We start from the raw sequence: 5,055 nt of genomic DNA, 5'->3' as shown, positions 1-5,055 counted from the left end.
ATCCTGGATCGCCTGCTCCATCGCGATGTGATTCCACGCCGCACCCTGGCCGAGGAAACGCATCGCGCGCCGGTCGATCACCGTCGAAGGATCCAGCGTCGGTTCGCCCTGAACCTGCGAACGGAACCCGAGCTCGGCATATTTCTCCGCCCGCGTGATGCCTGACTTCGCCTCGTGGAGGCTCGCAAGCACTTCCTGGGTGTTGTTTCCGATGGAGGAGACAATGCCCATCCCGGTGACCACAACCCGCCTCATGACAGCCTCGCCTAAATCGTTGTCTTTCTTGGTGATGCGTTCAGCTCAGGCTCGTGCCCTGCTTGAACAAGCCGACTTTCAGATCCTTCGCGCGATAAATAATCTGGTCGTCGACCGAAAGCCATCCATCGGCGATACCGAGCACGAGCTTTGAACGCATCACCCGCTTGATATCGACGTTGTACACAACCTTGCGGGCCTCGGGCAGCACCTGGCCGCCAAACTTCAGCTCGCTCAGGCCAAGCGCGCGGCCGCGACCTTCGCCGCCGCTCCAGCCCAGATAAAAGCCGACCATTTGCCAGAGAGCATCGAGGCCGAGGCAGCCGGGCATCACCGGATCGTTCTTGAAGTGGCAGCCGAAAAACCAGAGATCGGGCTTCACATCCAGCTCGGCGCGCACCAGCCCCTTGCCGAATTCGCCGCCGGTCTCGTTGATGTCCGAAATGCGGTCGAACATGAGCATGGGCGGCAGCGGCAATTGTGCATTGCCCGGGCCAAACATCTCGCCGCGGGCACATGCCAGTAAATCTTCAAATTCGTAACCGTTACGCCTGTTCAGCATGCGGAAACCTCTGTGTTCGAACCCGATTGAGCGGCGTTTCTGGCGAAAATGGGCCCCGTCCCTGTTCGGAAAGCAACGCCCATTGCCGTCAACAGGCGTGAATGCCGAGAGCCCGGATCGGCTACGGGCCGGCCTCAATGCCYGACCGCGCCAAAATCGGTTAAGCGGAACCGCGCGCTCTCTAACACAGGCCTTTTCGGGTAGCAAAGCGCACACATGAAGGTAAAATGACCGGGACGTGGCCCGGTTCCTCGTCCGATTAGAACCGCTCTAGTTGCGAGAAACTTGCATCTGCATCTATCTCTCCATATATTATATTGGAGAGACAGTGTTCACGCGTGCCCGAATTTGGAAATGAGCGAAAACAACGCGCCCCATCATGACGAAGACGCCCACACGGCGGCCCTTCTGTCCGGACGCCAGCCGGCCCTGACCGGCTGCCCCTGGCACGACGTCAACGAAATGCTCCAGTCCGCCGGCCTTCGCCCGACGCGGCAAAGGATGGCGCTTGGCTGGCTGCTGTTCGGCAAGGGAGCACGCCACCTCACGGCTGAAATGCTCTATGAGGAAGCGACCCTGGCCAAGGTTCCGGTCTCGCTCGCCACCGTCTACAACACGCTGAATCAGCTCACCGATGCCGGCCTGCTGCGTCAGGTCAGCGTCGACGGCACCAAGACCTATTTCGACACCAACGTCACCACGCATCACCATTATTACCTCGAGAACAGCCATGAGCTGGTCGATATCGAGGATCCGCATCTGGCGCTGTCCAAGATGCCGGAGGTGCCCGAGGGTTACGAGATCGCGCGCATCGACATGGTCGTGCGGCTGCGCAAGAAGCGCTGAGAATCAATCCTAAACTGCTGATTTAGTCATCATGGCCGGGCTTGTCCCGGCCATTGCTATTTGCATGGTCATTCCGGGGCGGTGCGTAGCACCGAACCCGGAATCTCGAGATCCCGGGTCCGGCGCTTCGCGCCATCCCGGGATGACGCCTGCGGCGTCAATTCACCTGCTCGTCCGAGTAGACGCCCCAGAGGCGCTCCTGCTGGATCCAGCCGTCAAACCCGTTGCCGCTGACGCGGCACCAGTTTGCGCTGCACTTCTTCACTTGCGTAACGACACCGGCCTGGAGCTTTGCCGCAATCGCGCTGTCAGGATCGGCACGGTCGTAGATCGGCGCGAGGTCGTCCTTGTGCTTCATGGTCACGACCGCAGTGCGGCGGCCCGACAGCAGCGAGTGATAGACCCAGCCTTCGGCGCCTTCGGAGTCGCGCACCCGGCGCCAGTTCTCGAACTCGGCGGTGATTTCGACCGGCAGGCCAGAGCGGGTGTAGACCCAGGCCACGTCATTGTCCTTGGTCGGGCCGGCGCGGACGTTCACGTGATCCGATTTGAGGCTGACATAGCGCGGCACCGGCAGGCCGCTGGCGGTCTGCGGTGTATTGTCCTTCGCCGAATGCCCGGGGCTGACCGAGGCGCTCAACCAGCCGCAAACGAGCGCCATCACCGCACAAAAACGCCCCAACGCCATTAACCCGTCTCCTGTCCAGGACCGGCTGAGCCGGGCCCTCACCCCAAAGTCCAAACCCTGCCGCATGCCCTCTTTCCCGCTCCCCGCGGGTGTTCCCGAAGCCAGGTCCGTGGTTCTTGTCTTGGCCCGGCCTTCTGCTAGAGAGGACGGGCACTTGAACAACCAGTTTGTCCCGATTTTCCGCGTGGAAATGTCGGGAGAGCTTGAAGGAAACGCCGGGGACGACGCGGCAAGGGCAGTGTCGAACAACCGGGTTAATGAGGCCTGAACGGCCGGCCTTTGGCGACAGAGGCGGCTTGCGACGCCTGATGAGAGCAGGACATGTCGGTGAAGAAAAAGCCCCTCGTCGTCGTGACGCGCAAGCTGCCGGATTCGATCGAGACACGGATGCGCGAGCTGTTCGACGCGCGGATCAATCTCGACGACACGCCGATGTCGGCCGAGCAGATCGCGGAGGCCGCGCGCACCGCCGACGTGCTGGTTCCGACCGTCACCGACCAAATCACCGCCGACATCGTCAACCAGCCCGACTGCAAGCTCCGCCTGATCGCGAATTTCGGCAACGGCGTCGACAATATCGATGTCGAGGCGGCGCACGCCCGCGGCATCACCGTCACCAACACGCCGAAGGTTTTGACCGAAGACACCGCCGACATGACCATGGCGCTGATCCTGGCCGTGCCGCGCCGGCTGATCGAAGGCGCATCGATCATGACTGAAGGAAAACCCTGGGCCGGCTGGTCGCCGACCTGGATGCTCGGCCACCGTATCGGCGGAAAGCGTCTCGGCATCATCGGCATGGGCCGCATCGGCCAGGCGGTGGCGCGCCGCGCCCGCGCCTTCGGCTTGCAGATCCACTACCACAATCGCCGGCCGGTGGCGCCGAAGATCGCCGAAGAGCTGGGGGCGACCTATTGGGAAAGCCTCGACCAGATGCTGGCGCGGATGGACATCCTCTCGGTGAACTGCCCGCACACGCCGGCGACCTATCACCTGCTGTCGGCGCGGCGGCTGAAGCTGATCCGCAAGGACGCCTACATCGTCAACACCGCGCGCGGCGAGGTCACCGACGAGGATACGCTGATCAAGCTGATCGAAGCCGGCGAGATCGGCGGCGCCGGCCTCGACGTCTACGAGCACGAGCCCGCGGTGAATCCCAAACTGGTGCGGCTCGCCAAGGCCGGCAAGGTGACGCTGCTGCCGCATATGGGCTCGGCCACGATCGAAGGCCGCGTCGAGATGGGCGAGAAGGTCATCATCAACATCCGTACCTTCCTCGACGCGCACAAGCCGCCGGATCGCGTGCTGCCGAGCATGCTCTGAGGTTTATGCGCGGCGTGTTTCGCGCTTGCGCCAGTCCGCGACGAAGTCGATGAAAGCGCGCAAGGCCGGCGGCATCTGGCGCCGGCTCGGATAATACAGGAACGGGCCCGGGAACGGCTCGCACCAATCCTGAAGCAAGCTGACCAGCGCGCCCGACTTCAGCGCTTCATGGACGTAGCCATCGAGCGTTGCCCATATACCGACGCCGTCGAGCGCAGCGCGCATGGCGAGGCCCATATTGGTCGAGATCAGCTTGGCCGGAGGATCGACCTTCATCAGCTGGCCAGCCTTCTCGAACTCCCAATCGTGCATGACGCMGCTCGAGTAGCGGGCGCGAATGCAATCATGGTCGAGCAGATCCTTCGGATGCCCCGGCCTGCCGCGACGCGCGACGTAAGCGGGCGAAGCGACGACGACATAGCTCTGCGGGCCGCTCAGCGGGATCGCCACCATGTCCTGCGCGAGATGCTCGCCATAGCGCACGCCGGCGTCGAAGCCGGCGCTGACGATGTCGACGAAGCCGCTTTCGGAGACGATGTCGAGATCGACCTGCGGATGCGCCTCCAGGAATGGCCCGACCATCGGCGCCAGCACGAGATCGACCGCCGGCGGCGGCGCGTTGATGCGCAGGCGGCCCGACGCGACCTCGCGCAGGCCCCGCACCTGATCCAGGGCGTCGCCGACGTCGCGCAGGGCCGGAGCGACGCGCGACAGCAGCAGCTCGCCTGCCTCGGTCAGCGCCACGCTGCGGGTGGTGCGGTTCATCAGGCGGACGCCGAGGCGCTCTTCGAGATCCCGTAGGCGCTGGCTAAGGCTCGACACCGACACGCGAATTTCCACCGCCGCGCGCCGGAAATTGCGGGTGCGGGCGACCGCCAGGAAGACGTCGAGATCGCGCAAATCGGGATCGGCCATTGTTCGCCATGGTGAACAAGCCATTCCGGATTGTCCAGCTTATCGGCGCAATGAAGCCAGCGCATATGTGGCCTCGTCACGCGGCGCAATCTGCCTGCCGCCTCTTGAGGAGAGCCAACATGGAACAGCGCAAACTCGGTTCAACCGGCCCCGATGTCTCAGCCCTTGGCCTCGGCTGCATGGGCATGTCCGAGGTCTACGGGCCGGCCGATCGCGACGAGAGCATCGCCACGGTCCATGCAGCGCTCGATGCCGGCATCACGCTGCTCGACACCGGCGATTTCTACGCCATGGGCCACAATGAAATGCTGGTGCGCGAGGCGCTGAAGGGTCGCCCGCGCGACAGGTTGCAGATCAGCGTCAAGTTCGGAGCGCTGCGCGGGCCCGCCGGCGAATTTGCCGGGATGGACACACGGCCGGCTGCGATCAGGAATTTTCTGGCCTATTCGCTGCAGCGCTTGGGCAC

The 5,055-nt window shown here is 63.6% G+C and carries 7 protein-coding genes; 3 read left to right on the top strand and 4 right to left on the bottom strand.

Features of this window, described 5'->3' with window-relative positions; all coding sequences use genetic code 11:
- Positions 1-255 (bottom strand): beta-ketoacyl synthase N-terminal-like domain-containing protein (locus ACXJL8_RS33680; protein WP_456686346.1); only part of this gene is annotated, 255 nt, incomplete at its 3' end.
- 40 nt (positions 256-295) lie between these two features.
- A complete protein-coding gene (gene fabA, locus ACXJL8_RS33675; protein ID WP_456618522.1) occupies positions 296-817 on the bottom strand; it encodes a bifunctional 3-hydroxydecanoyl-ACP dehydratase/trans-2-decenoyl-ACP isomerase in 522 nt (173 codons plus the stop codon).
- Positions 818-1,171: 354 nt separating this feature from the next.
- Between fabA and irrA the strand changes: the two genes are divergently transcribed.
- A complete protein-coding gene (irrA, locus tag ACXJL8_RS33670) occupies positions 1,172-1,663 on the top strand; it encodes an iron response transcriptional regulator IrrA (protein WP_456618523.1) in 492 nt (163 codons plus the stop codon).
- Positions 1,664-1,820: 157 nt separating this feature from the next.
- Here irrA and ACXJL8_RS33665 read toward each other — a convergent pair whose 3' ends face one another.
- The gene (locus ACXJL8_RS33665; protein ID WP_456618524.1) at positions 1,821-2,351 is read right to left on the bottom strand and encodes an SH3 domain-containing protein; all 531 of its coding nucleotides are present in this window, start codon (positions 2,349-2,351) and stop codon (positions 1,821-1,823) included.
- A 321-nt stretch (positions 2,352-2,672) separates the two neighbouring features.
- Between ACXJL8_RS33665 and ACXJL8_RS33660 the strand changes: the two genes are divergently transcribed.
- Entirely contained in the window at positions 2,673-3,674 is a 1,002-nt protein-coding gene (locus ACXJL8_RS33660; protein ID WP_456618525.1) for a 2-hydroxyacid dehydrogenase, read from the top strand.
- Between the two features lie 3 nt (positions 3,675-3,677).
- Here ACXJL8_RS33660 and ACXJL8_RS33655 read toward each other — a convergent pair whose 3' ends face one another.
- A complete protein-coding gene (locus ACXJL8_RS33655) occupies positions 3,678-4,589 on the bottom strand; it encodes a LysR family transcriptional regulator (RefSeq protein WP_456686345.1) in 912 nt (303 codons plus the stop codon).
- A 119-nt stretch (positions 4,590-4,708) separates the two neighbouring features.
- On the opposite strand from ACXJL8_RS33655, the gene ACXJL8_RS33650 reads away from it, so the two are divergent.
- The coding region (locus ACXJL8_RS33650; RefSeq protein WP_456686344.1) for an aldo/keto reductase at positions 4,709-5,055 on the top strand (347 nt) is incomplete at its 3' end.

The organism is Bradyrhizobium sp. P5_C11_2, assembly GCF_054049755.1.
This window is presented reverse-complemented; position numbering and strand designations above follow the sequence as displayed.